24 protein-coding genes, 1 tRNA gene and 1 other RNA gene are annotated in these 24,909 nt (G+C 66.0%); 14 read left to right on the plus strand and 12 right to left on the minus strand.

All coding sequences use genetic code 11. The annotated features are described in order from the left end of the window. The first annotated feature begins 5 nt into the window (after nucleotides 1-5). Nucleotides 6-950: a tyrosine recombinase XerC gene (locus NNX35_RS07015; RefSeq protein ID WP_255766508.1), complete on the plus strand. Its 945-nt coding sequence runs from the start codon at nucleotides 6-8 to the stop codon at nucleotides 948-950. 197 nt (nucleotides 951-1,147) lie between these two features. After that, entirely contained in the window at nucleotides 1,148-1,651 is a 504-nt protein-coding gene (locus NNX35_RS07020) for a DUF3145 domain-containing protein (protein ID WP_227923692.1), read from the plus strand. Between the two features lie 81 nt (nucleotides 1,652-1,732). On the opposite strand, the gene fabF is transcribed toward NNX35_RS07020, so the two are convergent. The 7 genes from fabF to aceE all read right to left on the minus strand — a co-directional run bounded on the left by fabF (nucleotide 1,733) and on the right by aceE (nucleotide 10,094). Further along, the gene (gene fabF, locus NNX35_RS07025; protein WP_255766506.1) at nucleotides 1,733-2,968 is read right to left on the minus strand and encodes a beta-ketoacyl-ACP synthase II; all 1,236 of its coding nucleotides are present in this window, start codon (nucleotides 2,966-2,968) and stop codon (nucleotides 1,733-1,735) included. 80 nt (nucleotides 2,969-3,048) lie between these two features. Beyond that, nucleotides 3,049-3,294, minus strand: coding sequence for an acyl carrier protein (locus NNX35_RS07030; RefSeq protein WP_255766505.1), 246 nt, complete (start codon nucleotides 3,292-3,294; stop codon nucleotides 3,049-3,051). Between the two features lie 110 nt (nucleotides 3,295-3,404). Further along, complete coding sequence (locus NNX35_RS07035; protein WP_255867365.1) at nucleotides 3,405-4,466, minus strand: beta-ketoacyl-ACP synthase III; 1,062 nt, start codon at nucleotides 4,464-4,466, stop codon at nucleotides 3,405-3,407. Further along, nucleotides 4,463-5,416 (minus strand): ACP S-malonyltransferase, encoded by a 954-nt coding sequence (locus tag NNX35_RS07040; RefSeq protein ID WP_255867367.1) that lies wholly within the window; start codon nucleotides 5,414-5,416, stop codon nucleotides 4,463-4,465. Before NNX35_RS07040 ends, NNX35_RS07035 begins: the two co-directional genes overlap by 4 nt. A 109-nt stretch (nucleotides 5,417-5,525) precedes the next feature. Then, nucleotides 5,526-6,749: a CdaR family transcriptional regulator gene (locus NNX35_RS07045; RefSeq protein ID WP_227923715.1), complete on the minus strand. Its 1,224-nt coding sequence runs from the start codon at nucleotides 6,747-6,749 to the stop codon at nucleotides 5,526-5,528. 144 nt (nucleotides 6,750-6,893) lie between these two features. Then, the gene (locus NNX35_RS16175) at nucleotides 6,894-7,052 is read right to left on the minus strand and encodes a hypothetical protein (RefSeq protein WP_370646985.1); all 159 of its coding nucleotides are present in this window, start codon (nucleotides 7,050-7,052) and stop codon (nucleotides 6,894-6,896) included. A 297-nt stretch (nucleotides 7,053-7,349) separates the two neighbouring features. Beyond that, nucleotides 7,350-10,094: a pyruvate dehydrogenase (acetyl-transferring), homodimeric type gene (gene aceE, locus NNX35_RS07055; RefSeq protein ID WP_257794942.1), complete on the minus strand. Its 2,745-nt coding sequence runs from the start codon at nucleotides 10,092-10,094 to the stop codon at nucleotides 7,350-7,352. A 283-nt stretch (nucleotides 10,095-10,377) separates the two neighbouring features. On the opposite strand from aceE, the gene NNX35_RS07060 reads away from it, so the two are divergent. The 6 genes from NNX35_RS07060 (at nucleotide 10,378) to gndA (ending at nucleotide 14,871) form a co-directional block, all read left to right on the plus strand. After that, nucleotides 10,378-10,797 (plus strand): DUF3052 domain-containing protein, encoded by a 420-nt coding sequence (locus NNX35_RS07060; RefSeq protein ID WP_255766501.1) that lies wholly within the window; start codon nucleotides 10,378-10,380, stop codon nucleotides 10,795-10,797. Next, nucleotides 10,794-11,258: a peroxiredoxin gene (locus NNX35_RS07065; RefSeq protein WP_255766500.1), complete on the plus strand. Its 465-nt coding sequence runs from the start codon at nucleotides 10,794-10,796 to the stop codon at nucleotides 11,256-11,258. Before NNX35_RS07060 ends, NNX35_RS07065 begins: the two co-directional genes overlap by 4 nt. Then, nucleotides 11,255-12,205 carry an NAD-dependent protein deacetylase gene (locus NNX35_RS07070; protein ID WP_255766499.1) on the plus strand — a complete coding sequence of 317 codons (951 nt, stop codon included), beginning with the start codon at nucleotides 11,255-11,257 and terminating at the stop codon, nucleotides 12,203-12,205. Before NNX35_RS07065 ends, NNX35_RS07070 begins: the two co-directional genes overlap by 4 nt. 84 nt (nucleotides 12,206-12,289) lie before the next feature. After that, a tRNA-Val gene (locus NNX35_RS07075) sits at nucleotides 12,290-12,365 on the plus strand. 86 nt (nucleotides 12,366-12,451) lie between these two features. After that, nucleotides 12,452-13,309, plus strand: coding sequence for a class A beta-lactamase-related serine hydrolase (locus tag NNX35_RS07080; protein ID WP_255867368.1), 858 nt, complete (start codon nucleotides 12,452-12,454; stop codon nucleotides 13,307-13,309). Between the two features lie 125 nt (nucleotides 13,310-13,434). Next, nucleotides 13,435-14,871, plus strand: a complete 1,437-nt coding sequence (gene gndA, locus NNX35_RS07085) for an NADP-dependent phosphogluconate dehydrogenase (RefSeq protein ID WP_255766497.1) — start codon at nucleotides 13,435-13,437, stop codon at nucleotides 14,869-14,871. 66 nt (nucleotides 14,872-14,937) lie between these two features. Here the strand turns inward: gndA and epsC are convergent, their stop codons facing one another. The 3 genes from epsC to msrA all read right to left on the minus strand — a co-directional run bounded on the left by epsC (nucleotide 14,938) and on the right by msrA (nucleotide 17,129). Next, nucleotides 14,938-15,522, minus strand: coding sequence for a serine O-acetyltransferase EpsC (gene epsC, locus NNX35_RS07090; RefSeq protein WP_227923736.1), 585 nt, complete (start codon nucleotides 15,520-15,522; stop codon nucleotides 14,938-14,940). A 48-nt stretch (nucleotides 15,523-15,570) separates the two neighbouring features. Beyond that, entirely contained in the window at nucleotides 15,571-16,506 is a 936-nt protein-coding gene (gene cysK / locus NNX35_RS07095; RefSeq protein WP_227923738.1) for a cysteine synthase A, read from the minus strand. A gap of 98 nt (nucleotides 16,507-16,604) precedes the next feature. Next, on the minus strand, nucleotides 16,605-17,129 hold the full coding sequence (gene msrA, locus NNX35_RS07100) for a peptide-methionine (S)-S-oxide reductase MsrA (protein ID WP_255862873.1): 525 nt from the start codon (nucleotides 17,127-17,129) through the stop codon (nucleotides 16,605-16,607). A gap of 128 nt (nucleotides 17,130-17,257) precedes the next feature. Here msrA and NNX35_RS07105 point away from each other — a divergent pair, with 128 nt between their 5' ends. The 3 genes from NNX35_RS07105 to NNX35_RS07115 all read left to right on the plus strand — a co-directional run bounded on the left by NNX35_RS07105 (nucleotide 17,258) and on the right by NNX35_RS07115 (nucleotide 19,947). Continuing rightward, on the plus strand, nucleotides 17,258-18,166 hold the full coding sequence (locus NNX35_RS07105) for a Nif3-like dinuclear metal center hexameric protein (RefSeq protein WP_255766491.1): 909 nt from the start codon (nucleotides 17,258-17,260) through the stop codon (nucleotides 18,164-18,166). A 77-nt stretch (nucleotides 18,167-18,243) separates the two neighbouring features. After that, nucleotides 18,244-18,984 (plus strand): C4-type zinc ribbon domain-containing protein, encoded by a 741-nt coding sequence (locus NNX35_RS07110; protein WP_255766490.1) that lies wholly within the window; start codon nucleotides 18,244-18,246, stop codon nucleotides 18,982-18,984. A gap of 3 nt (nucleotides 18,985-18,987) precedes the next feature. Next, nucleotides 18,988-19,947, plus strand: a complete 960-nt coding sequence (locus tag NNX35_RS07115; protein WP_370646987.1) for a reverse transcriptase-like protein — start codon at nucleotides 18,988-18,990, stop codon at nucleotides 19,945-19,947. Nucleotides 19,948-19,951: 4 nt separating this feature from the next. Here NNX35_RS07115 and NNX35_RS07120 read toward each other — a convergent pair whose 3' ends face one another. Next, entirely contained in the window at nucleotides 19,952-20,716 is a 765-nt protein-coding gene (locus tag NNX35_RS07120; RefSeq protein ID WP_255862876.1) for a YaaA family protein, read from the minus strand. Nucleotides 20,717-20,792: 76 nt separating this feature from the next. Here NNX35_RS07120 and rnpB point away from each other — a divergent pair. The 3 genes from rnpB to NNX35_RS07135 all read left to right on the plus strand — a co-directional run bounded on the left by rnpB (nucleotide 20,793) and on the right by NNX35_RS07135 (nucleotide 24,221). Continuing rightward, nucleotides 20,793-21,197, plus strand: an RNA gene (gene rnpB / locus NNX35_RS07125) — RNase P RNA component class A. 135 nt (nucleotides 21,198-21,332) lie between these two features. Next, on the plus strand, nucleotides 21,333-22,640 hold the full coding sequence (locus tag NNX35_RS07130) for an MFS transporter (RefSeq protein ID WP_255867369.1): 1,308 nt from the start codon (nucleotides 21,333-21,335) through the stop codon (nucleotides 22,638-22,640). 117 nt (nucleotides 22,641-22,757) lie between these two features. After that, nucleotides 22,758-24,221, plus strand: coding sequence for a glyceraldehyde-3-phosphate dehydrogenase (locus NNX35_RS07135; protein ID WP_255867370.1), 1,464 nt, complete (start codon nucleotides 22,758-22,760; stop codon nucleotides 24,219-24,221). 97 nt (nucleotides 24,222-24,318) lie between these two features. Here the strand turns inward: NNX35_RS07135 and NNX35_RS07140 are convergent, their stop codons facing one another. Beyond that, nucleotides 24,319-24,891, minus strand: coding sequence for a peptide deformylase (locus NNX35_RS07140; RefSeq protein WP_255766484.1), 573 nt, complete (start codon nucleotides 24,889-24,891; stop codon nucleotides 24,319-24,321). Nucleotides 24,892-24,909 lie beyond the last annotated feature (18 nt).

Consider the following 24,909-nt stretch of genomic DNA (forward strand, 5'->3'; position numbering starts at 1 on the left):
AAGAGGTGACATCAAAGGGAGCAGCAGGGCGAACTGCGTGGCCGGCGGAATTCCGTTCCGCGCTGGAGGGCTTCTGCCGTTACCTGACGGCAGAGCGTGGCCGCTCCGAGCACACGGTCCGTGCCTATGAGTCGGACGTGTCGAAGCTGCTCGACTATGCCCTCGGCGCCGGAGCAGGCTCGCTCCAGGAACTGGACCTGGGCATCCTGCGCGGCTGGCTGGGCGAACTCAGTGCCGGCGGGCAGGCCCGTTCCACGCTGGCCCGCCGCGCCGCCACGGCACGCAGCTTCACCAACTGGGCCCTGCGCGAGGAACTCATCAGCGAAAACCCGGCCCTGCGGCTGAAAGCACCGAAGAAGGAGAAGACCCTTCCCGGCGTGCTGCGCAGCAGCCAGCTCGATGACCTGTTCGAAACCCTGCAGGCGGCTGCCGCCGAGGGCGAACCCGTGGCTCTGCGGGACCGCGCGATGGTCGAACTGCTCTACGCAACGGGCATCCGGGTGGGGGAGCTGGCCGGACTGGACGTCGACGACCTCGATCCGGACCGCCGGACGCTCACCGTGCTGGGCAAGGGCAACAAGGAACGCACGGTGCCTTACGGCCTGCCGGCTGCGCTCGCGGTGGATGACTGGCTGCGCCGCGGCCGTCCGTCGATGGCGACCGGGGACAGCGGTCCGGCATTGTTCCTGGGCAAGCGGGGCGGACGGGTGGACCAGCGGCAGGTCCGCAGCGTGGTGGCAGGGCTTTTGGAAGCCGTGCCGGACACGTCCGCCTCCGGGCCGCACGCCCTGCGCCACTCCGCGGCCACCCACCTGCTCGACGGCGGTGCCGACCTGCGTGCCGTGCAGGAAATCCTGGGCCATTCGTCGCTGGCCACCACGCAGCTCTACACACACGTGTCAGTGGACAGGCTGCGCCAGAGCTACAGCCAGGCGCATCCGCGAGCCTAAGGGACGGCCGCCCAGGGACCGCCGCCCGACTCCGGCAGCACCGCCGAGCCTGCGGTGCTGCAGAGGCTCAAAAGGATACATTGGCGCATCGACGTAACTTACGGCACAATGATGGACAGCGGTCACATCCGGCTCGATATCCGTCCATGCAGCAGCAGGTCGTTGGGGAAGACGTACCTACAGCTATGGAGGATGGAATGTCTGTTGTGATGGCGCGCGGCGTACTGTTTGTGCACTCTGCCCCTTCCGCGTTGTGCCCCCATATTGAGTGGGCCATCGGATCCGTCGTGGAAAAGCGAACGGATCTACAGTGGACCCCTCAGCCGGCTGCGCCCGGAATGGTACGGGCCGAAATCGCCTGGACCGGACCGCAGGGCACCGGTTCCCTGCTCGCGTCCGCGCTGCGCGGCTGGGCGCACCTCCGGTACGAGGTGACGGAGGAACAGAGCCCCGGAGCCGACGGCAGCCGCTGGGCACACACGCCTGAGCTGGGCATCTTCCACGCCGCCACCGACGTGCACGGCAACATCATGATTTCCGAGAACCGCATCCGTTACGCCTATGAAAACGGTGCCGGCGATCCGTCGGCGGTCTACCACGAACTCTCACTCGCCCTGGGCGAGGCCTGGGACGAAGAGCTGGAGCCGTTCCGGCACGCGGCCGACGGCGCTCCGGTGCGCTGGCTGCACCAGGTCGGCTAGTCTCCTCAAAAACTCCGTAGCAAACACAACAGGCGTCCGTTCCCCGCGGGGAACGGACGCCTGTTGTCGTAAGCGAACGGGTTAGCGGCTGCGCAGCACGGCGACGGCGTTGTGCCCGCCGAAGCCGAAGGAATTGCTCAGCGCCACGATGTCTCCGCCGCGCAGCTGGCGGCTGGAGGTCACCACGTCGAGCGGAATCTCCGGATCCTGGTTTTCCAGGTTGATCGTGGCCGGCGCCTGGCGCTCGTAGACCGCCAAAGCCGTCAGGACGGCTTCGACTGCACCGGAGGCACCCAGCAGGTGGCCCATCTGCGACTTGGTCGCTGACACGGCAACTCCGTCGAGGGCACTGCCCAGGGCAGCCTTCAGCGCGGTGTATTCCGGCTTGTCGCCCACCGGGGTGGAGGTGGCGTGCGCGTTCACGTGGACTACGTCCTCGGCCTGCGCCCGGGCATCAAAGAGAGCGGACTTCAGGGCCCTGGTGGCGCCGAGGCCCTCGGGGTCCGGGGCGGTGATGTGGTACGCGTCGGCGGTGACGGCCGTGCCTGCAAGTTCGGCGTAAATCCGTGCTCCGCGGGCCAGGGCGTGCTCTTCGCTTTCGAGCACCAGCGCACCGGCGCCCTCACCCATCACGAAGCCGTCGCGGTCCTTGTCATAGGGGCGGGAGGCACGCTGGGGATCATCGTTGCGCTTGGACAGGGCCTGCATGGAGGCGAAGGATGCCAAGGGCATCGGGTGAATGCAGGCTTCCGCGCCGCCGGCGACGACGATGTCGGCTTTGCCGGAGCGGATCATGTCCAGGCCCTGGTGGAGGGCCTCGGTTCCGGAGGCGCAGGCTGAGACGGGTGTGTGGGCGCCGGCGCGGGCACCCAGGTCGAGGCTGACCGCGGCGGACGGGCCGTTGGGCATCAGCATCGGAACGGTCATGGGCAGTACCCGCCGCGGTCCCTTTTCGCGCAGGGTGTCCCAGGCGTCGAGCAGGGTCCAGATGCCGCCGATACCGGTGGCGAAGGAGACGGCAAGCCGGTCGTGGTCAATGTCTGCGAGGCCGGAATCGGCCCAGGCTTCGCGCGCCGCGACGACGGCGAACTGCGTGGAGGGGTCCATCCGCTTGGCTTCGACGCGGGAAAGGACTTCCGAAGCGGGAGTGGTGGCCCGCGCTGCAAAGGTCACGGGCAGCGAGTACTTCTCCACCCATTCGTCTTCCAGGGTACGGGCGCCGGAGACACCCTGCAGTGCGTTCTTCCACATGGTTGGAACGTCCCCGCCGATGGGCGTGGTCGCTCCGAGGCCTGTGATGACTACTTTGCGGGCCATGATTCACTCTCTTGAAGCAGTTGCAGGTGCTGGTTCCGGCAGTACCGGGCGGCCGCCGCCAGGCAGCGGCCGCCGGAAGGTTATGCCTGGGCGTTGGAGATGAAGTCCACGGCGTCGCCGACGGTCTTCAGGTTCTTGACCTCTTCGTCCGGGATGCGCACGCCGAACTTTTCTTCGGCGTTGACGACGATGGTCATCATGGAAATGGAGTCGATGTCCAGGTCATCGGTGAAGGACTTGTCCAGCTCAACGGCCTCGGGGGCCAGACCCGTCTCTTCATTGACGATCTCGGCGAGGCCGGCCAGGATTTCTTCTTTGCTAGCCATGTTGGCTCCTTTTCTTGTAGTGCCGGTACGGGACCGGTCCGGTTTTCCAACCGCCGAAGCGGTGTGGTTCTGTGGGCTGCACCGGCGTCGCCGGCACTGCGGAATTGGGGCTAGGGAAGGACAACTACCTGCGCGCCGAACACAAGGCCGGCACCGAAGCCGATCTGCAGCGACAGCTTGCCGCTCAGTTCGGGGTGCTCCTGCAGCAGGCGGTAGGTGGCCAGCGGAATGGACGCGGCCGAGGTGTTTCCCGCATCGGCAATGTCGCGGGCAATGATGACTGACTCGGGCAGCTTCAACTGCTTCGCCATCTCGTCAATGATGCGCATGTTGGCCTGGTGGGGCACGAAGGCGGAGAGATCCTCGGCGGTGATCCCGGCGGCGTCGAGCGCCTGCTGGGCAGCCTTGGCCATCTCCCATACGGCCCAGCGGAAGACCGTCTGGCCGTCCTGGCGCAGGGTGGGCCAGAGCTTGGTGTCCCGGTCGGAGAGGTCCGCGGCGCTCATGCCGCCGTCGGCCTCGGCGGCGAGGGAAAGTTCCCGGACATCCAGCATGGAGTGGGTCATGCCGATGGCACCGGACTTGCTGCCGTCGGATCCCCAGACGGAGGGCGCGATTCCGGGGGTGTCGGAGGGGCCGACGACGACGGCGCCGGCACCGTCGCCGAGCAGGAAGGAGATGGTGCGTTCGGTGTTGTCGATGAAGTCCGAAAGCTTTTCCACGCCGATGACCAGCACGTAGGTGGCGGCGCCGGAGCGGACCAGCGCGTCTGCCTGGGCAATGCCGTAGCAGTACCCGGCGCACGCGGCGGAAACATCGTAGGCCGGTGCCGGCGTCGCGCCCAGCCGCTCGGTGATCTGGGTGGCCGCGGAAGGCGTCGCGTAGGGGTGGGTCACGGTGGAGACGATGACGGCGCCGAGCTGGGATCCCTCGATGCCGGCGTTCTTCAACGCCTCGCGTCCGGCAGCCTCTGCCATGTCCACCACGGACGTGCCCTTGTCCGCACGGTGCCGGGTCACGATGCCGGTGCGCTGGCGGATCCACTCATCGGAGGAATCGATCCACTGGCAGACGTCGTCGTTGCTGACAATGACGTCGGGGCGGAAGGCGCCGATGCCGTGGATTCGGCTGAATTCGTTGACGGGGGACTGCTTCAGGGTGGGCGTGCTCACGCGTTACCTTCTCCGGTTGTTGCTGCCGTTCCGGAATGCTCACGGATGAACTCCCGGGCAGCGGTTAGATCTTCTGGGGATTTCAGGGCGAGTGTCGGTATGCCCTTCATGCCGCGGCGTGCCAGTCCGGTGAGGGTTCCTGCCGGCGGCAGTTCCAGCAGGCCGGTCACGCCCATGCCGAGCATGTTCTCCATGCAGAGGTCCCACCGTACCGGGCGGGATACCTGGGCGATGAGGCTGTCAAGGTTGGCGTCACCGGACACCACTGCGGCGCCGTCGCGGTTAGAGAGCAGGGTGGCCAGCGGCGCCTGCGGGGTGAGGGAGGGACGCAGTGCTTCCAGGACAGTCACGGCGGGGGCCATGTGGGAGGTGTGGAACGCCCCGGCGACCTTCAACGGAATAACCCGTGCCTTGGCCGGCGGTGCTGCGGTGAGTACCTCGAGCTGGTTGTGTGTCCCGGCCGCCACGATCTGCCCGCCGCCGTTGGCGTTCGCCGCCGTGAGCCCTGCGGCTTCCAGCACGGCGGCCACGTCGTCGGGATCCCCGCCCAGAATGGCGCTCATGCCCGTGGGCTCAACCGCTGCGGCGCGTGCCATGGCGTTGGCCCGTTCCCGGACAAACACCAGGGCGTCGTTTTCCGGCAGCGCACCGGCGATGGCGGAGGCGGTGATCTCGCCGACCGAGTGGCCGGCCAGGACGGTGGAGGATGTCAGCGCAGAGGGCTCCAGCAGCAGCCGGGCGGCCATCAGGCCCGCGGCGACGATCAGGGGCTGGGCGACGGCGGTGTCCTTGATGGTTTCCTCGTCGGAGACCGTGCCGTGGGCAATGAGGTCCAAGCCGGCGACGTCGCTCAGCGCGGAAAGGTGATCCCGTACGCCGGGCAGTTCCAGCCACGGTGAGAGGAATCCTGGCGTTTGGGACCCCTGGCCGGGGCAGACGATTGCAAGCACGTATACAGCTTTCCAAAGATAGGGGACGGGACCGGGTGTTTGCGTAGACCAAGCTCCCCGGACGCCTTTGTAGGAAGTCTACAAGCCAACGACGGCGCCTGGGCAGGGTTCAGAGGCGGACGGCGGGCTTCTCGGGGGCGGCTTTTCCGGCCGGTGCCAGGCGTCCGACCACCAGCGCGGTCTGCAGTACGAACGCTTCGCGGGGCAGCATCGGGTCCCATCCGGTCACATCGCAGACGCGCCGCAGGCGGTAGCGGACCGTATTGGCATGGACGAAGAGTTCACGTGCCGTGGCCTCCAGGGAATGGCCCAGCGAGAGGTACGCGCTAAGGGTCTCTGCCAGCCCGTTGGAGGCACCCAGCAGGGGTGTGTAGATGCTTTCCACCAGGGCCTTGCGTGCGGTGTCATCCCCGGACATCACCCGCTCGGGCCACAGGTCGTCAGCTGCCACCGGGCGTGGCGCAGCCGGCCAGGCGCGGGCGGCGGTGAGTCCGGCGAACGCGGCCTGCGCGGACGGGCCGGCCTCGACAAGGGAGAGTGCGGGCGGGCCGTACACCACCGGTCCCGGACCGAAGAGTTCGGACAGGCGGGTGTAGGAGAAGGCCTTGTCCTCCAGGCCGCCCAGGACCAGGATCAGCCGCTCGCCCTGGATCCCCACGAGGGTGTCCTCGGCCAGCCGGCCCGTGGCCCGGCGGAGTTCATTCACGAATGTGGCATTGGCTTCGGCAGGAGAGCCGCCCACCATGACGGTGACCGGTGCCGCGGAGCTCCAGCCGACGGCGGCGATCCGGGAGCGCAGCGCGTCCGAACTCTCGCCGCGCAGGATGGCGTCGACCACAAGGGCCTCCAGCCGGGTGTCCCAGGCACCCCGGGTTTCGGCCGCACGGGCATAGACATCGGCGGCGGCGAAGGCCACTTCACGCGAATAGCGCAGCACCGCTTCGCGCAGTTTGGACTGGACCTCGCTGCCGGCCAGCTCCGGCACCCGGTCCTCGACCACCTGGACCACCACCCGGATCAGCTGGAGGGCCTTCTGCAGGCTGATCGAGCGGGTGAGCTCGGTAGGGGCGGTGCCGAAGACGTCGCTGAGCACCCAGGCGGGCGAGGCAGGACGCTGGTACCAGTTCACGAAGGACGCGATGCCCTTCTGTGCAACCATTCCCAGTGCCGAGCGCTCGTCCGGGCGCAGCCCCCGGTACCACGGCAGGGAAATGTCCAGCTGCTGCAGGGTGGCAGTCGAAAGCCTGCCGATATTCGCTTTCAGGCGCTCGACGGTGGGCTGGTCTGCTTCCGGCGGCGCTGAGGCAGCGGACGTATTGGGACGCACTGGCATACCTGCGAGCTTACGGCCTGCACGAGTGAACCGCTATTTTGTGTGAAGGCTACAAGTTGGCTAGGCAGGCAGCTTGGGTTTCACATCGTTCCCGGCTGCCGCCCGGTTACTGCCCATGCCGGCGCGGGGGCAGTGACAGCGGGACTACAGCGCCGATCCCAGCCGCCGGAATCGCTCCGTGCGCCGTGCCAGCCGCTCGTCCGGCGGAACGGCGCGAAGCGAGGCCAGCTCGTATTCCACGGCCCGGGCCATCCGCCGGCAGAATTCGCGTGCCTCCTCGGCGGCATCGGGCAGTTCCGCCACCGTGTGGTCCACAATCCCGTGGGCGGCCAGCGGCGTGCCTCCCGGAGCGAAGCCGGTCCCAGGGCAGCCTGTCCTGTTCCGCGTTCCCGGTCCTTTTAGCCCTGCCCGCTGCCGTTCAGGGGCAGCACGTCGCTCGCGCCGAAATGCAGCAGCTGGCGGACGCCCGGACGGCGGGGATTGCGCGAAATCCGTATGGATTCCCAGTCAGGTCAACACGGGGCCGCCAAATGAAAAGGAACCGCCGCAGATGCGGCGGTTCCTTTTCATGTTCCCCGAGTTCGAGGACCGGCGGATTACCTAGGCGTCGCCGCCGGCGTTTCCGCTGGTGCCGGCGTTGACGTCCAGCAGGTGGTACTTCTCGATTGCCTCCTTGGGGGCATTGGCGTCGACTTCACCGCGGCGGGCGAGCATCTCCAATGCCCGCACCACCATCGAGTGGCTGTCGATCTTGAAGTACCGGCGAGCAGCTGCACGCGTGTCCGCAAAACCGAAGTCGTCGGCACCGAGGGTGGCGAATTCGTTCGGCAGGAACTGGCGGATCTGGTCCGGTACGGCCTTCATGTAGTCCGTGGAGGCAACAATCGGGCCGGTGGCACCGGCCAGCTGCTGGGTGACGAAGGGTACCCGCGGCTCAGAGCCGGGGTTCAGGAAGGCTTCCTCCTCGGCGGCGAGGCCGTCGCGGCGAAGTTCGTTCCAGGAGGTCACGGACCAGACGTCGGCCGAAACACCCCAGTCCTCGGCAAGGAGCTTCTGGGCTTCCAGGGCCCACGGCACGGCAACACCGGAGGCCAGCAGCTGGGTGCGGGGTCCGTCGATCTTTGCCGGTGCGAGCAGGTAGATGCCCTTGATGATGCCTTCCACGTCCAGGTCCTCGGGGGCCTTGGGCTGCTGGATCGGCTCGTTGTAGACCATGAGGTTGTAGATGACGTTCGGATCCTTGGAATCCGGGCCGTACATCTCCTCGAGGCCGTGGCGGACAATGTGTCCGATCTCGTAGCCGTAGGCCGGATCGTAGGTCTTCACCGCGGGGTTGGTGGAGGCCAGGATCGGCGAGTGGCCGTCGGCGTGCTGCAGGCCTTCACCGGTGAGGGTGGTGCGGCCGGCGGTAGCCGAGATCAGGAACCCGCGTGCCATCTGGTCGGTAGCCGCCCAGATGTAGTCGGCGGTGCGCTGGAAGCCGAACATCGAGTAGAACACGTAGACCGGGATCAGCGGCTCGCCGTGCGTGGCGTAGGACGTGCCCGCCGCGGTGAACGCCGCAATCGAGCCGGCCTCGTTGATGCCGACGTGCACAATCTGGCCCTGCGGGGATTCCTTGTAGGCCAGGACGAGGTCCCGGTCCACGGACAGGTAGTTCTGCCCCTTGGGGTTGTAGATCTTTGCCGTCGGGAAGAACGAGTCCATGCCGAAGGTACGGGCCTCGTCGGGGATGATCGGCACAATGCGCTTGCCGAACTCCTTGTCCCGCATCAGGTCCTTGAGCAGGCGGACGAAGGCCATGGTCGTGGCGGCCAGCTGCTTGCCGGAACCCCGGTTGGCTACTTCGTAGGCTTTCTCGTCCGGAAGGTGGACGGGTTCGTGCTTTACCCGGCGTTCCGGGACGTTGCCGCCCAGTTCGCGCCGGCGTTCCAGCATGTACTTGATCTCGGGGGCATCCGCTCCCGGGTTGTAGTACGGCGGCTGGTACGGGTCGGCTTCGAGCTGCTCGTCGCTGATCGGGATCCGCAGGTGGTCGCGGAAGGCCTTCAGGTCGTCGAGGGTGAGCTTCTTCATCTGGTGGGTCGCGTTGCGGCCCTCGAAGTGCGTGCCCAGGCCGTAGCCCTTGACCGTGTGGGCCAGGATGACCGTCGGCGCGCCCTTGAATTCCGTGGCGGCCTTGTACGCGGCGTAAACCTTGCGGTAGTCGTGGCCGCCGCGCTTGAGGTTCCAGATTTCCTCGTCGGTCAGGTTGGCAACGAGTTCCTTGGTCTCCGGGGTCTTGCCGAAGAAGTGGTCGCGCACAAATCCGCCGGACTCGGCCTTGTAGGTCTGGTAGTCGCCGTCGGGGGTGGCATTCATGATGTCCACCAGCGAGCCGTCCTTGTCGCGCTGGAGCAGGTCATCCCACTCGCGGCCCCAGACAACCTTGATGACATTCCAGCCTGCGCCTCGGAAGAAGGCTTCCAGTTCCTGCATGATCTTGCCGTTGCCGCGGACCGGGCCGTCGAGGCGCTGCAGGTTGCAGTTGATCACGAAGGTCAGGTTGTCGAGCTTGTCATTGGCGGCGAGCTGGAGCAGGCCGCGCGATTCGGGCTCGTCCATTTCTCCGTCGCCAAGGAACGCCCAAACATGCTGCTCGGAAGTGTCCTTGATGCCGCGGTTCTGCAGGTAGCGGTTGGACTGTGCCTGGTAGATGGCGTTCATGGGACCAATGCCCATGGAAACCGTCGGGAATTCCCAGAAGTCCGGCATGCTGCGCGGATGCGGGTAGGAGGACAGTGCATGCCCCTCGCGGGACTTCTCCTGGCGGAAGCCGTCCATGTCCTCTTCGGACAGGCGGCCTTCGAGGAAGGCGCGGGCATACATGCCGGGGGAGGCGTGACCCTGGAAGTAAATCTGGTCTCCGCCGCCCGGGTGGTCCTTGCCCCGGAAGAAGTGGTTCATGCCCACTTCGTACAGGGTCGCTGCTCCGGCGTACGTTGAAATATGGCCGCCGACGCCGATGCCCGGGCGCTGGGCCCGGTGCACCATGATGGCGGCGTTCCAACGCAGCCAGGCGCGGTATCGCCGTTCGATTTCCTCGTCACCGGGGAATTCGGGTTCCTGATCAACCGGGATGGTGTTGACGTAGTCGGTGGTGGTTACCATCGGCACGCCCACGCTCTGGGAACCGGCGCGCTGGAGCAGTGAACGCATTATGTACTGCGCGCGTTCAGTGCCCTGCGAACGGATCAGCTCGTCGAGCGATTCGATCCATTCTGCGGTTTCCTCGGGATCACGGTCCGGCAGCTGGTTGGTTAACCCGCTCAGGATGTCCGTTGTGTCTTCTGCGGCCACGGCCAACCTCTCTCATGTACAGATTGTGTCTGCGACATTCTTTCTGTGGTATCCGGCCGGTGTCCGCCGGATCTTCGCTTGCGCGTATGCGCGCCTCGGCGCCCCTTTTTATCCACTCTAGTCCCGAGCGGCCGTAGTTGCGTAGCCTGCCCGGCACTCATCGCTGACGGCGTAGACCCCCAAACCCTTGAAGCCTGCGGGTTTTAGGTGTTTCGTTGAGTCGGAGACAGCGCAGATCAGGCAAATGTGTGATTCCCTTGTATTTATGCAGTCAACCAGGAGGAGTGAAGTGAGCGAGGCCGAAGCCGTCACTGAAGAAAACGTGGCGAGCAGATTGGGTTTCAAGGACGGGGACCTGGTTCAGGAGTACGGCTACGACGAGGATGTGGACTTCGACTTCCGTGAGGACCTAGAGGACCTCATCGGCGGCGAGTTGCTCACTGAAGACGACCACGATGTTGTGGACGGCGTCATCCTCTGGTGGCGCGCCGACGACGGCGACCTCGTGGACGCGCTGGTCGATTCCCTGACCACGCTCGACGACGGCGGCGTGGTCTGGGTTCTGACTCCGAAGTCCGGGCGCGAGGGCTACGTTCCTCCGGCCGACATCGAGGAAGCAGCACCCACAGCGGGACTGCACGTCACCACTTCCCCGGGCGTCACCGATGACTGGGCTGCCACACGCCTGGTGAGCCGACGCAAGAAGTGACTGCGCACCTGCTCACGGCAGGTGCTGCGGTACCGGACTTCTGCCTTCCCAACCAGTTCGGCGAAGAGGTCCGGCTGGACGGTCTCCGGGGATCCGGCGTCGTGCTGGTCTTTTTCCCGTTCGCGTTCTCCCAGGTGTGCCGGGGCGAGCTCGCGGAGCTGCAGTCCGAACGTGCCCTTTTCGACGACGCCGGCGTGCGCCTGCTGGCAGCTTCCTGTGACTCGAAGTACACCCTGCGTGCCTGGGCCGAGCAGGAAGGCTTCGGCTTCGACCTGCTTTCCGATTTCTGGCCGCACGGCGAGACGGCGCGGGCTTTTGGGGCTTTTGACGCACGCAGGGGGCTGGCGGAACGCGCCAGCTTTGTGATGGACGGGGAAGGCGCCCTCCGCGCATGCATCCGTTCCGACCCGGGCGCAGCGCGTCCGCTCGAGCAGTACCGTACTGCTTTGGAGGCACTGTGAGCGAACAGCAGCCGAAGGACTCCCGCCCGGGCCTCGGCCTCACGGGTTTCGCCAGCGGCCATGCCCTCGAATCCGTTCCGCCGCCCACCGAGGCGGAGCTGCGGCTCCTCGAGCGCGCCGTCGGCTATCTGGGCGGGCAGCGGCTGGCGCTGCTGACCGGTGCCGGGCTGAGCACGGATTCCGGCATCCCGGACTACCGCGGGCCCGACGCGCCCCCGCGGAATCCGCTGACCTACCAGCAGTTTGTCGGTGATCCGGACCTCCGCCGCCGGTATTGGGCCCGCAACCACATTGGCTGGCACCATCTGCGCCATGCGGTGCCCAACCCCGGCCATGGGGCCGCGGTGGTCCTGGAACGGCGGGGACTGCTCTCGGGCCTGATCACCCAGAACGTGGACCGGCTCCACACGGACGCCGGCAGCGTCAACGTCATCGACCTGCACGGGCGTTACGACCGTGTGGTCTGCCTGAACTGCCGTTCGGGCTTTTCCCGTTCCGAAGTTGCCGGGCTGCTGCAGGAGCTGAACCCCGGCTATCTGGAGCAGGTGCGGCTCGACGGCGGGATCGCCCCGGATGCCGACGCGGATATCGCCGATACCGAGAACTTCGTCGTTGCGGACTGTCCCGTCTGCGGCGGAATGCTGAAGCCCGACTTCGTGTACTTCGGCGAGAACGTTCCCAAGGACCGAGTGGCCCGGGCCTTCTCTGTGGTGGACGACGCCGGTGCCCTGCTGGTGGCGGGTTCCTCACTGACCGTGATGAGCGGGCTGCGCTTTGTCCGGTACGCGGCCAAGGCCGGCAAACCGGTGGTCATCATCAACCGTGGGTCCACACGGGGGGATCCGCTGGCCACCCTGAAAATCGATATGGGAGTCAGCACGGCCTTGACCTGGCTGGCCGAAAACCTCCCGGACCTGCCGGCCGAAGCGCAGAACGGCGCCGATTAGGCATCCGGTGCGGTCTTACGGTAATGTAGTTCCTCGTGATGCAGGGCCTGCGGAGAAGTTTCTGACGGCCGGGCAACATGTCTTGGGTCTTTAGCTCAGCTGGTAGAGCGCCACGTTTACACCGTGGATGTCATCGGTTCGATCCCGGTAGGACCCACCAGAGAAGCCGCCGTTACTTTCCGCAGATGTGGAAGGCAACGGCGGCTTTTGGTTTAACCGCACAGACGTACGAAACGAGTGGGGTTGATGGCAAAGGAATTCCAGGCGCGGAAGCGCGTTGGCGCAGCGCTTGCCGTAATGATCCTGCTGGGCGGCTGCTCGGCGCCGGGCGACGCTCCGCTGGTACCACCAACCGCAGAGCAAGGCACCGCCAGCACCGCGGACACAGGGGCACCGGAAGCGATTGCAGCCGCCCTGGACGTGATGGCCGGGGACAGGCGGGACGATTTCTCCGTGGCCCTCCAGGACAACCGCACCGGGAAGTCCTGGATCGAAAACCCGGACGGACGGTACCTCGAGGCAAGCCTGGTGAAGGTTCCCATCCTCCTGACCCTGGTCCGCCAGGCCACCGAAGAGCAGCGCAGCTTCACGGCGAAGGAAGAATACCTGGCAACCCTGATGATCGAATACAGCGACAATGAAGCCACCACCGAGTTGTACGGCCGGCTTGGGGGCCGGGAGGAACTGAACCGCACCTATGAGCTCATCGGGGTGGAGGATACGGAAGCCGGTGAAGTCTGGGGAGCCGGCGAAACCACTGCAGGGGACCAGTTGCGCATTGCCCGGACGGTGGCCTGCGGGGCCGACTGGCTGGACCCGGACCTGTTGGCGTTCGCCGTCGGACTCATGGAAAACGTCTGCCCGGAGCAGAACTGGGGGATCAATGCGGGGGTGCAGGCGCCCGATGCCGAGGTGGCGTTGAAGAACGGCTGGCTGCAGGACGACGACGCCGTGTGGAACGTGGGCAGCGCCGGGTTCGTCCGGACCGGGGGGAGCGACTACAGCATTGTTGTGCTCAGTTCCCGGAACTCCACGCTCGAGGAAGGGATCGGGATTGTCGAAGGCGTTGCCTCGGTGATCAACGGCTACGAAGCCGGGGCCTGATCCCGCGGCCGGGGCCCCTGTGGCGGCGGGACGCCGAAGAAGCATAGGCTGGAGCGTGAACACGGCGCAATGATCATGTGCCGTCCCCGTGCCCGCCGGGCACCCGAACCATCCTTGGAGAGAACTTGAGTGCACAAATTGGTGTAACCGGCCTTGCCGTCATGGGTGCAAACCTCGCCCGCAATCTCGCCCGCAACGGTTACACGGTGGCCCTGCACAACCGTTCCATCGAGAAAACGGATGCCCTGCTTTCCGCCCACGGCGATGAGGGGGAGTTCATCCGCACCGAGACGCTGCAGGAACTGGTTGACTCACTGGAGAAACCGCGCCGCGTTCTGATCATGGTCAAGGCCGGAGCGCCGGTGGATTCGGTGATCGGCCAGCTGGTTCCGCTGCTGGAGCCGGGCGACATCGTGATCGACGGCGGCAACTCGCATTTCGAGGACACCCGCCGCCGCGAGGCCGCCCTGGCTGAGAAGGACCTGCACTTTGTCGGCGTCGGCGTCTCCGGGGGTGAAGAGGGAGCCCTCCTGGGCCCCTCCATCATGCCCGGCGGTTCCCGCGAGTCCTACGATTCCCTGGGCCCGATGCTGGAGAAGATCGCCGCGAAGTACGACGGCGAGCCCTGCTGCACCTGGATCGGCACCGACGGGGCCGGCCACTTTGTGAAGATGGTGCACAACGGCATCGAATACGCGGACATGCAGGTGATCGGCGAGGCCTACGACCTGCTGCGCTCCGCTGCCGGCATTGAACCGGCCGAGCAGGCCAGGATCTTCAACGAGTGGAACACCGGCCAGCTCAGCTCCTTCCTGATCGAAATCACCGCGGAGGTCCTGGGCCACGTGGACGCCCGGACCGGGAAACCGTTCGTGGACGTAGTGGTGGACTCCGCCGGGCAGAAAGGCACCGGACGCTGGACGGTCGTCTCCGGCCTGGATCTGGGTTCCCCGGTTTCCGCCATCGCAGAGTCGGTCTTCGCCCGCGCACTGTCCTCCCAGCGCGGACAGCGCGAAGTTGCACAGCACACTCTCCAGGGCGAGGAAGCCGCCGTCGAGCTTCCGGATACGTTCGTCGACGACGTGCGGCAGGCCCTCTACGCCTCCAAGCTGGTCAGCTACGCGCAGGGCATCGACATGCTCAACGCTGCAGCCAGGGAATACGGCTGGGAACTGAAGCTGGACGAGATCGCCTCGCTCTGGCGTGCCGGCTGCATCATCCGCGCGGAACTGCTGGATGACATCATGAAGGCCTACGCCGGCAGCGAAGCTCCCGCGAACCTGCTGTTCGCCCCGGCGTTCGCGGAGTCGATCGCCGCCGCCGTTCCGGCCTGGCGCCGCGTGGTCTCCGTCGCCGTGCAGCTGGGCATTCCCGTGCCGGTGTTCTCCTCCTCGCTGGCCTACTACGACGGCCTGCGCCGCAAGCGGCTTCCGGCGGCACTGACGCAGGGCCTGCGGGACCTGTTCGGTGCACACACCTACCACCGGGTCGACGCCGAAGGAACCTTCCACACCATGTGGGGCGAAGACCGCGCCGAGGTCGAGGCAGTGGACACCCACTAAGGAACCCAAAGGGTACTAAAAAGGTCCGCAGCGGAAGCTGCGGACCTTTTTAGCGTGCTGTTCCGGCTAGATGTAAATGGCCGGATCGATGTACTCGGCCGGGTCCACAGCGGGCTGGGTCATCTTGGTGTCCCGATGCCGCCACTTGGCCGGGATGCCGGTGATGATCGAATCCGCCGGGGCATCCTTGACCACCACGGCGTTGGCTCCCACCGCGCTGTTCGCACCAATGGTCACCGGCCCCAGGATCTTCGCTCCCGCACCTACGGTGACCCCGTCGCAGATGGTCGGGTGGCGCTTGACCTTGGCCAGCGAACGGCCGCCCAGGGTCACCCCGTGGTAAAGCATGACGTCATTGCCGATCTCCGCTGTCTCGCCGATGACCACCCCCATGCCGTGGTCGATAAAGAACCGGCGGCCGATGGTCGCTCCGGGGTGGATCTCGATGCCGGTGGCAAAACGGGTCACCTGCGAGAGCACGCGCGCCGGGAACCGCAGCGGGGGCCGGGCCCACATACGGTGCGTCAGCCGGTGCATCCAGATGGCATGCAGGCCGGAGTAGACAACGAGGTTTTCGAGCGAGCCTCTGGCCGCCGGATCGTGTGATGCGGCGGCGTCGAGGTCTTCGCGCAGTCGGGCTAACAGACTCACAGAGAACTTTCTGCTCGGATGATCCGCCCCGCAGGGACGGAACGCGGACTAACCGCGGATGTCGTCGTACAGGACCGTAGAGATGTAACGTTCTCCGAAGTCGCAGACGGTGGCAACAATCAGCTTACCGGCGTTCTCTTCGCGCTTGGCGAGTTCCAGCGCAGCCCAGACGATGGCACCGGAGGAGATACCGCCGAGGATGCCCTCCTGGGTGCCCAGTGCGCGGGCCGTGGCTACGGAATCCTCGATGGAGGCGTCAAAGACCTCGTCATAGACGGTGGTGTCCAGGATCTCGGGGACGAAGTTGGCACCGATGCCCTGGATCTTGTGGGGGCCGGGGGATCCGCCGTTGAGGATGGCGGAGTCCTTGGGCTCTACCGCCACAATCTTCACGTCCGGCTTGCGTTCCTTCAGGACCTGCCCGACGCCGGTGATGGTGCCGCCGGTGCCGATGCCGGCCACGAAGATGTCCACCTTTCCATCGGTGTCGGCCCAGATTTCCTCGGCGGTGGTGGCGCGGTGTACGGCCGGGTTCGCTTCATTGGCGAACTGCTGCGCCCAGATGGCGTTTTCGGTGGTGGCCACGATTTCCTTGGCCTTGTCCACTGCTCCGCGCATGCCCTCGGCGCCGGGGGTGAGGACAATCTCCGCACCGTAGGCACGGAGCATGACGCGGCGCTCCGTGGACATGGTTTCGGGCATGGTGAGGATCACCTTGTAGCCGCGGGCAGCGCCCACCATGGCCAGGGCGATACCGGTATTGCCGGAGGTGCCCTCCACGATGGTGCCGCCGGGCTGAAGCGCGCCCGCCTTCTCGGCGGCGTCGACGATGGCCACGCCGATCCGGTCCTTGACGCTGTTGGCCGGGTTGTAGAACTCCAGCTTCACCGCCACCTGGGCGGGAAGCCCCTCGGCGAGCCGGTTCAGGCGGACCAGCGGGGTACCGCCTACGAGCTGGGTTACATCGTCATAAATACGAGCCATGGTTTCCTCTATTCCTTCAACGTTCCTTCAAAAAGCCGGACTCAACAAAGCCGGACTCAGTTATGCCCGTTCCAGCCTATCGGCGCGGCCGGACAGCCTTAGTCCTGAAGCCATTCGGAGTAATACTTGCGGGCCTTGGCCAGCTTCGGATTAATGATCACCTGACAGTAACCCTGGCCGGGGTGCTTGGCGTAGAAGTCCTGGTGGAAATCCTCCGCCGGGTAGAACCGGGGAAGGGGCACGATCTCGGTGACGATCGGGTCCTTCCAGTTCTCCCGGGCACGCTCAAGCGCAGCTTCGAATTCCTTGCGCTGATCCTCGTCCCGGTAGAACATCGAGGACCGGTACTGGGTGCCGACGTCGTAGCCCTGTCGGTTCAGGGTGGTGGGGTCATGCTGCGAAAAGAACATGTCCAGGATGACTTCCGGAGGGATCATGTCCTCGTCAAAGGTCACGGCCACTACTTCTGCGTGTCCGGTGATCCCGGCGCTCACGCTGTCATAGTCCGGGTTGTCCACCGCGCCCCCTGTGTAGCCGGAAACTACGTCGGTTACGCCGCGGACCTTGCGGTAAAGAGCATCGAGGCACCAAAAGCAGCCTCCGCCTAATACATACGTCTTCATGCCCTTAACAAGGCATCAGGTCCCGCTTTGATTCCCGATGTCCGGTAACCGGGTGCGGCGGTGTTCGTTCCGTCACGGCAGGCGCGGCGGAATTGAGCACGGCAACGGCAGCGGGTAGAACTAAAGTCATGGAAGCGGATCACCCCCACGAGCGCGCCGGCGCGGACACTGAACCTGACCAGGCCACCGGCGGCAGCGACACACCCACCCTTGGCGACGTACTCCTGGCAGCCGAAGAGCTCTGGCCCGAATCACTGGCCGAGGACTGGGACGCGCCCGGCCTGGTTGCAGGCCGCGGCGACCGGGAGGTCCGGCGGATCCTGTTCGCGGTTGATCCCACCCGTGAGGTCATCGACGAGGCCCTTGAATGGGGAGCGGATCTGCTCGTCACCCATCACCCCCTGCTGCTGAAACCGGTGAACTCCGTAGCTGCCAATTCGTTCAAGGGCGACGTCGTGCACCGGCTGATCGAGGGCGGCTGCGCACTGTTGACGGTGCATACCAACGGCGACAGCGCCGTCGGCGGCGTGTCCGACGTGCTCGCAGATGCCTTCGGGCTCCGGAACGTCAGCCCGCTGGTTCCCGCCGCGGAAGGCCTGCCCGAAGAGGGAATCGGCCGGGTCGGGGATCTTCCCGAGATGCTGTCGCTTGCGGACTTCGCCGAGCGCGTCTTCAGCCTCCTGCCCGCCGTCGCCGGCGGCGTCCGCGTGGCGGGCGACCCGCAGGGCATGGTCCGCCGGGTAGCCGTCTGCGGCGGAGCCGGCGACAGCCTGTTCGACGCCGTCCGGGCCCAGCGTGCCGACGTCTACGTCACCGCGGACCTGCGCCACCATCCGGCGTCGGAGCTGCGGGAGCGTGCCTCTGCCGGAAACGGCCGTCCGTACCTCATGGACGTCTCCCACTTCGGCAGCGAATGGCTGTGGCTGACGCCGGCCGCGAACGCCCTCGAAAACGTCCTGACGGACCAGGGCTTCGCCGCTGACGTGCGCGTCAGCGGCGTGAACACGGATCCGTGGGACTTCGTGCTGACGCCGTAGGCTGAAGTGATCCCCGGCGGTGGCATAGGCTTAGGAGAGCCGGGCCAGGCAGGCCCGGATATACACGGAGGTAACCGGTGGCAAAAGCATCGCCCGCGGAGCAGCTGAGGCTGCTGGATCTGCAGGCCCTGGACAGCAGGATCAAGTCCCTGCGCAATCAGGCCCGCAACGTTAGCAACAATCCCGAGATCGCGTCCCTGGCCGGTGCCGTCGCCGCAGCTGAAAGCGCACGCGTCGCAGCCGGCACGGAAGTGGCCGACATCGAACGTGAGCTCACCCGCGCCGAAGCGGACGTAGCATCCGTTGTCGCACGGATGGCCCGTGACCAGCAGCACCTGGACAGCGGCAAGGGCGGCTCCAAGGAGCTCACGGCGCTGCAGGCGGAAATCGTTTCCCTCGAACGCCGCCGGTCCGACCTTGAAGACGTCGAACTCGACGTGATGGAACGGCTTGAGGCTGCCCGCACCCGCGAAGCCGAAGCCGGTGAAGCACTGACATCCCTGCACGGGAAGCGCCGGGAACTGGAGGAGAAGCGCGACGCCGAACTCGCCGTCATTGCTGCCGACAGCTCCGACGCCGAAGCCCGCCGTGCAGAGCTGGCCGACAGCTTCGATACTGCGCTGCTTGCCGTCTACGAAAAGACCTTGTCAAAGCACGGCATCGGCGCCGCGCGGCTCTTCCACGGCACCTCCGAGGGCTCGGGCATGCAGCTGAGCCCCGGTGACCTTGCTGACATCCGCAAGGCTGCCGAAGACGAGATTGTGTTCTGCCCGGATTCGGGCTGCATCCTGGTCCGCTCTGCCGAGTGGGGCAGCTAAGCGGTGACATTGTTTGACCCGGAGCCTGACTCCGGCGAGGAACCCCGCCGCGCCTCCGCCGGCAGCTCCCGGCGGACCCTGATCGTGGAAGCCGACGGGGGGTCGCGGGGCAATCCGGGTATTGCCGGTTACGGTGCGCTGGTCCGCGATCCTGACACCGGCCGCATCCTGGCTGAAAAAGCCGAATACGTGGGCCGGGTGTCCAATAACGTTGCCGAGTATTCAGGCCTTATCGCGGCCCTGGAGCTGGCGCACAGCATCGACCCGGACTGCTGGATCCTGGCGAAGATGGATTCCAAGCTCGTGGTCGAGCAGATGAGCGGCCGCTGGAAGATCAAGCATGCCGACATGCAGAAGCTTGCGGCGAAGGCACGTTCCATCGTCAATCCGCAGCGGGTGAAATACCAGTGGATTCCGCGGGAACTGAACAAGGACGCGGACCGGTTGTCCAATGAGGCAATGGACGCAGGCACGGCCGGCATTCCGTGGAAGCCGCGCGCCGGTGCGGATACCAAGGCAGCCGCCGCCGCGGCGGTACTCGAAGCGGCGTCGTCTCCTGCTCCTGCGGCCGCCCCCACGGGACGGCTGCATCACACGGAGATCTGGGTCAACGACTTCGCTGCGGCGGAAAAGTCGCTGGGCTGGCTGCTGGAACGGGTGGGCTACGTCCGGAAGGACACCTGGACCACCGGTGCGAGCTGGCAGGGCGCCGAGGGCTACATCGTGCTCGAGGAAGGCCCCGACGTCGAACGCGGTCCCTATTCCCGGAAGCGGCCCGGACTGAACCACCTCGCGTTCTGCGCCGGTTCGGAGGCCGACGTCGAACTCCTGGCACGGCGTGCGGCCAGCCACGGCTGGACCCTGATGTTCGCGGACCGGCATCCCCACGCCGGGGGAGCGGAGCACTGCGCCGCGTACCTGGAAAACGAAGAGGGTTTCGAAGTGGAACTGGTGGCCGGGTAGGGCGCTATCCGGCCAGGATGAGGTTGAGCTGGTACGGCTTCCGGCCTGCCGGGGCCACCAGCTCGGCCTCCCACTTTTCCTGTGCAGCAGCCAGCAGGTCCTGCGGCGTCGCCGGCTCCGTGCCGGTGCGCAGGAGCAGATGGCGGGCCAGCTCGCCGCGGGTGTGCTTGGCGAAGTGCGAAACCACTTTGCGTTGGCCGTCGCGGACGGTAAATACGTTAACCGCCGCCGTGCGCTGCGGATCCGGCGCCCAAGCCGCCGCATAGGTGCTGGAGCGGCAGTCCACCACCAGTGAATCCCCGGCGTACTCGTCCAGCGGACCGGTCAGGTGCTGCTTCCAGAAGGCGGCAAGGCGCCCGGTCTCGGGAAGCCGCACTGACATCGAGAGCCGGTAGGCCGGAATCGGATCCGCAAAGCCGAGGGCACCCCACAGGGCGGACATCACCAGCACGGCATCGTCTGCACGCCGCTGCACCGCCGGCGGGAGCGAGGCGTAGCCCAGCGCGTCGTACAACACACCCGTGTAGACCCGGTGCGCGGGTGCGCAGGGCTCGGTGTCCAAGGCGGTATTGCGCCGTACTTCCGGGGCCAGGGTTGCCCCCACCCCCAAGACAGCCAGGGCATTTTCGGAGCCGCTGGCTTCGGCCAGGGCCTTGAGTACCAGCGAGCGGGGCTCGGAAAGCAAGGGGAAATGCAGCCGGGACGGGTCCAGGGGCGGCCCGGACGCTGCAGGGGTTTTTCCTTCGGAGGGCGGGAGCAGAATCAGCACCGGTTAATCCTACGCGAGCCGGCCGGCGCAGGTCCGGACCGGGCAGCGCCTCCGGGACGGTAGAGTTGACTGTGGACGGGTTGGCCAGGCAATCGCGTCGGCGCGGACTCCTTCGAGGAAACCGCAGCCGCCGAGGAAAGTCCGGGCTCCGCAGGGCAGGGTGGTGGGTAACGCCCACTCGGGGAAACCCGCAGGCCAGTGCCACAGAAAGGAAACCGCCGGCTAAAGCTGCTTTGCAGCCTGAGCAGGTAAGGGTGAAAAGGCGGTGTAAGAGACCACCAGCGTCCCGGGTGACCGGGACGGCTAGGTAAACCCCACCCGGAGCAAGGCCATACAGGACACGTTTGAGGGCTGCCCGCCCGATGTGTCCGGGTAGGCCGCTTGAGGCAGCCGGCAACGGCGGCCCTAGATGGATGATTGCCGCTCCCGGTCCGGTAACGGTCCGGGCGTACAAAACCCGGCTTATCGGCCAACCCGTCCACATACTTCCGCACAAAACCCGCGGCCGTGCGGAGCAGCCAAAGATTTCCGCACTCTTGGCAAAGCTTTCGTGCAATATTCCTTTTCCGGCACGTTGACTCGTTTTATTCAACCGGTGCTGGGCTAGTCTGTGGCAATGTCCCACACGGAGGCGGCAAGGAAGCCCCTGGTTCTGCGAAATGCGAATTTCCGACGGCTGTGGATCTCTTCAACCGCCGGAATATTCGGCACTGCCGTAACCAGCGTGGCCCTGCCGGTGATAGCGGTGACGGAACTGGATGCCTCGAACTCCACGGTTGCCGTCCTTTCCGGTATGACCTTTCTTCCCTGGCTCCTGTTCGCGCTGCCTATCGGCGTGCTGGTGGACAGGCACCGGCGCCGCCCGCTGATAGTGGTTTCGCTTGCCGTACGGACACTGCTGCTGGCCAGCCTGCCGGTGGCCTGGTGGCTGGGGGCGCTCACGGTTACCCAGTTATTCGCGGTGTCTTTCGGCGCAGGACTCGCAGCAGTGTTCTTTACCCTTGCCGAGCAGGCACTCATGCCTGCCGCGGTGGACCGCGAGGAACTGGTGGAGGGCAACGGGCTCATGACGGGTTCCGGTGCCCTTGGCGACGCCGGCGGCCGGGCCGTGGGCGGCTGGGTCACGGATGCCTGGGGGGCATCCAATGCTTTGCTGCTGCAGGTCGCCGCGTCCTTTGCCTCCCTGACGGCGATTCTCAGGCTCGACGTTGCCGAGGCCCGTCCCGACCGCCCGAAGGACCGGAGGGTTTTCCGGGACATGGGGGAGGGACTGCGCTACACCTTCAGTACCGTGCCCCTGCGCGTGCTGCTCATCACCGGCGCGCTCTGGAACCTCGGCGGCAACATCGTGGTGTCGCTGCTGGTCCTGCTGGTGATCCGTTCCCTCGGAGAGTCTCCGGGCATGCTGGGCCTCCTGACGGCAGCTACGGCGGTGGGGGGAACCATCGGCGGCTTGTCCACCAAGTGGATCACCGGCCGTCTCGGCTCCGGGCGGGTGTGGCGGTATTCGATGTTCCCGGTAGTAGGCGGATACGCGACCCTGCTGTTCATCTCTCCGGGCTGGGGAATGACTGCCGGCTTTGTCGGACTCTTCATCGCGGGCTTTTCCATTGCCTTGAACATTGTCGTCTCCACGACCTTCCGCCAGCGGGTCTGCCCGCCGCAGATGCTCGGCCGCCTCGGCTCCGCCCAGCGGATGGTGACCTGGGGCATGCTCGCCGTCGCGGCATTTGCCGCCGGGCTGCTGGTCGAGGTGATGGATATCCGGGGAGCGATCCTGACCGGGATCCTCGTGGCCGCGCTTGCCCCGCTGGCCGCTGTCTTCGGCCCGCTGCGCCGGGTAAGGGATCTTGCGGACCTGGAACCCCCGCGAGCGGAAGGTCCGGCAGGCGACCGTGCCGAAAGCGGCCTGCAGACCTCCTGAATGTGACTGATCTCTCAGCCGTGGGTCCGGCGGGGTTGATGTGTCCTAATACACTGGTAGGGATTACCGCCCAACCGGCACAACGCAGTGCCGGCTGAGAAAAGGATGTGAAGTTCTGTGAGCTCCAATTCGGATACGTGCCTTGATGCCTGGATGGATCGGGAGGCCCTCGCCGAGGCCATGATTCCGCTGATCGGGCGGCTCTACCGGGAAAACAGCGTGGTGACCTCGGTCTATGGGCGTCCACTCGTCAACAAGTCGGTTATCGACATCCTGAAGGCGCACCGGTTCGCCCGCCAGATCGACGAAACCGAACTCCCGGTCGCAGAGACCTACCCGTTGCTCCGGGCCCTGACCGAGCTGGAACTGGGTGCCGCGTCCGTGGACCTGGCCAGGCTGAGCAACAAGTACAAGGAGCAGGGCGGGGACCTCAACGACTTCCTGCGCGCCGAACTGGCCGACGTCGCCGGCAAGAGCGGAGCCGACGAGCGGACGAGCACCGACGTCGTCCTCTACGGCTTTGGCCGCATCGGACGGCTCCTGGCCCGGATCCTCGTGGAGAAAGCAGGCGGCGGGCAGGGCCTGCGGCTGCGCGCGATCGTAGTGCGGAAGGGCTCCGAAAACGATCTCGTGAAGCGCGCCAGCCTGCTGCGCCGGGACTCGGTCCACGGGGCCTTCAACGGCACCATCACGGTGGACGAAGAAAAAAACACCATCCTCGCCAACGGAACCCTGATCCAGGTCATTTACTCGAACGATCCGGCGACCGTGGATTACATGGCGTACGGCATCAACGATGCGGTGGTGGTGGACAACACCGGCCGCTGGCGCGATGAGGAAGGCCTGTCCCAGCACCTGGCCGCGAAGGGTGTGTCCCGGGTGCTGCTGACCGCACCGGGCAAGGGGAACCTGAAGAACATCGTGCACGGGATCAACCACGGGTCCATCACGGACGAGGACCGGATCATTACGGCTGCCTCCTGCACCACCAACGCCATCACCCCGGTGCTCAAGGTCCTCAACGACAAGTACGGCATTGTGAACGGGCACGTGGAAACGGTGCATTCCTTCACCAATGACCAGAACCTGATCGACAACTTCCACAACGGCGACCGGCGCGGGCGCTCCGCGGCGCTGAACATGGTCATCACGGAAACCGGCGCCGCGAAGGCGGTTGCCAAGGCACTGCCGGAGCTGGAAGGCAAGCTCAGCGGCAACGCGATCCGCGTACCCACCCCGGACGTGTCGATGGCCATCCTCAACCTGAACCTGGAGAGCGCCGCCACCAGGGACGAAGTGAACGCCTTCCTGCGCGAAACCTCGTTGAACTCTCCGCTGCACAAGCAGATCGACTACATCGCCTCGCCCGAGGTGGTGTCCAGCGACTTCGTGGGTTCCAAGCGCGCCGGGATCGTGGACGGTCTCGCGACCATTTCCAACGGCAAGAACCTCGTGCTGTACGTCTGGTACGACAACGAATTCGGGTACAGCTGCCAGGTGGTCCGGGTCCTGGAGGAGATGGCGCACGTCAACCCGCCGGCTTTCCCCAAGGCACAGTCGCTGGCAGCCATCGCCGGCTAAGGGCCGGCAACGCGCAGCGAGCTTAAATCACGAAGGGCCCGCAGGAGATTTCCTGCGGGCCCTTCGTGCGTTACGGGCGGTGTCGGTACAGAAGGACTCAGTGGCCGAAGGGGTCCGGGTCCACACCCGGCATCCAGGTATGGCCCGGGACGGTCCAGCCCTGCGCCTTCATCACCTTCCGCGCCTTGCGGCTCCAGCGGTCGGTAAGCCGGTCCACGTAGAGCTTGCCGTCGAGGTGGTCGTACTCGTGCTGCAGGACGCGGGCAAACCAGTCGGTCGCCTCGAACTGCACGGGCGCGCCGAACTCGTCGAAGCCGCTGATCTTCGCCCATTCGGCCCGGTTCACCGGGAAATTCTCGCCGGGTACGGAGAGGCAGCCTTCGGAGGTTTCGTCCGGATCGGGGGCGGAGCCCGGGATCTTGGACGTGATCAGGACCGGGTTGATGACGACGCCGCGGTTCGGAGCGTCGTCGTCGTTCTCATAGTCGAAGGTGAACAGACGCAGGCCGACGCCGATCTGCGGGGCTGCGAGGCCGACGCCGTTGGCGACGTCCATCGTTTCGAACATATCGGCAACCAAGGTGCGCAGCTCGTCATTGAACTCTTCCACCTCGGCCGCCCTGCGGTGCAGTACGGGTTCTCCGTGGATGACGATGGGACGAACGGTCATTACTGTCTTTCTCTCGTG

The sequence above is a fragment of the Arthrobacter sp. zg-Y844 genome (assembly GCF_024385465.1).
Taxonomy (GTDB): domain Bacteria; phylum Actinomycetota; class Actinomycetes; order Actinomycetales; family Micrococcaceae; genus Arthrobacter_B.